The sequence below is a fragment of the Mesorhizobium sp. M7A.F.Ca.MR.245.00.0.0 genome (genome assembly GCF_003997415.1).
Taxonomy (GTDB): Bacteria; Pseudomonadota; Alphaproteobacteria; order Rhizobiales; family Rhizobiaceae; genus Mesorhizobium.
Genome location: NZ_RZTE01000100.1, coordinates 1 through 1,343, shown reverse-complemented (window position 1 = coordinate 1,343; position 1,343 = coordinate 1). Strand labels below are relative to the sequence as shown.

Here is a 1,343-nt window from a genome sequence, read left to right as displayed (position 1 = left end):
AATCCTGAGTACGAATGAGCCGCAGGAGGCATTTGACGAACGGGGAAGCAAGGGCCTCGTCGTCCCCGTGGACAGCAGGGCCAACCGGTTCATGAGGAATTTCGCTTTTCCCCAATTTCAGTACTCCTCTTGAAGGACGATCTCTTTTTCTGCGATGTGTGGTTCGGGCGCTTGCGTGGGCGGGGAATGGCTTGGGCGAGCCGATCCCACGCAACGGTGTCCCGTGGCCGACCTCGAGCACGTCCACCAATGCGAGACCTTTCACCGCGGCGCGAACGCCTGCGCCGCGGTTCGACCCGAGGTAAACGCAATGGAAATTCCACCTGCCGCAAGCCGCGCACTTTTGCGGCATCGACGTTATTGCTGCGAAGTGCGCCTGGGCGGGCGGATTTGCCGGTGTTCAATTCCAATTGTCATGCCCTTCGCGATCCTTGCTCAGGAAGTGACAGCGTTTTGAGTTTCGGAAGTCTTGTTTTGCGGAGCCACACAGAGACCCGCGTGACAGGCAGGCTCACCCGTGTAGTTGGCCAGGGCTTGGAGCAACGAGGTGAGGTAGCGCTGTTTGGTTTGGTCCGGCACTGGCTCCGAATGGTCCAGCGATTTGATTGCCACCTCGATCAACTCGATCGCCCGGTCCTTGTTGCCGCTCTCGTAATAATACTGAGCGACCGGAAAGTAACACCCGAATTTAAAGTCTCCATCGCCTTGCGGAGGATTAAGTTCCAGGATCTGTTCGGAGAGCTCCTTGCCCATCGCAAAGCGATCATCATGCGGAAGATGGGAGTTGTCGATCGTGGGATGGAAGAGTTGGTTCAGCGCCATCACCACCCAAGACATCGCTTCGAACTTTTTGTTGATCGCGTCCTCGACCAATTCGCGCATAAGCGGCAAGCCGGTTTTGATGTCGCGCAGCTTGTGAAGCAGAATATCCGCATGAACCCGCCGAAAATCAAAAGAGTCTGGCATCACGGCGAGGCCTTCTTCGATGGCCAATAGTGCCGCTGCCCAATCCTCGTCCTGCATCGCCGGCCCAAGTTTGGCGTATATCGGCTGACTCAGCGACGATTCGCGCACACGCGAGATTCGCTTTGCATCGACGGCTTTCGCTTCATAGCTGCTGCGCCAGCTGCCGTTAAGGACTTTCGGCAAAACGTCATCGAGAGGTGCCGGGTGGCCGATATAAGCGATGTGGCCGTCGCGGTCGACCACGAACGAGGTGGGAATCCCGAACGAAGAGCTGGGTTCCAGCCAGAGCTTTTTCATTTCGCCAGTGCAATCGAACGCTGTCCGATAATTCAGATTCGGGAACTTCTCGGTCAGCCAGGCATCCACGTTGGTCCGCG

1 protein-coding gene is annotated in these 1,343 nt (G+C 57.1%); it reads right to left on the bottom strand.

The genetic code is table 11. The features are described from left to right. Positions 1-435 precede the first annotated feature (435 nt). Positions 436-1,343, bottom strand: a 908-nt coding sequence (locus EOB80_RS34735) for a TlpA family protein disulfide reductase (protein WP_164762837.1), incomplete at its 5' end; no start/stop codon positions are given.